Source organism: Salinimicrobium oceani, assembly GCF_012037645.1.
Genome location: NZ_JAAVJR010000527.1, coordinates 1 through 479, shown reverse-complemented (window position 1 = coordinate 479; position 479 = coordinate 1). Strand labels below are relative to the sequence as shown.

General features: G+C 44.5%; 1 protein-coding gene. It reads right to left on the bottom strand.

The genetic code is table 11. From position 1 onward, the window contains the following. The coding region (locus tag HC175_RS18065) for a M1 family aminopeptidase (RefSeq protein WP_168139640.1) at positions 1-479 on the bottom strand (479 nt) is incomplete at both ends.

Below are 479 nucleotides of genomic sequence, written 5' to 3'. Positions count from 1 at the left end.
ATCCTTCTACATCGGCCTGCCAGCGATATTGTACCTTTCCATTTTTTTTCCGAAACTGTAGCGAAGGAAGAGCGGCATTCCGAAGATACTGATCTAAAACAGGCTTTAGATCATAGGATATTGCCGCATTAAAATAGTTCTCAGTTTCTTCTGTTGTTATGATCTTGTGACGGTAAGTTTCAGTGTAATCTTTTAAGGTTTTCCACCACAGCTCGTCATTGTCATAGATGCTGCGGATGGTGTTCAGCAGGTTTGCGCCCTTGGCATACATATCACCCGAGCCTTCATTGTTGACACCGTAATTTCCGCTTATAGGGTTTTTGTTCCCGATACCACCTCTTGTTCCCTGCAGGTACTCAAGAGCCTCTTCTTTCCCCCAGCGACATTCACTGTAAACAGCTTCCGAATAGGAGGTGAAGCCCTCATGTATCCACATATCGGCAATATCTGCTGCCGTTTTACTATTTCCGAACCATTCA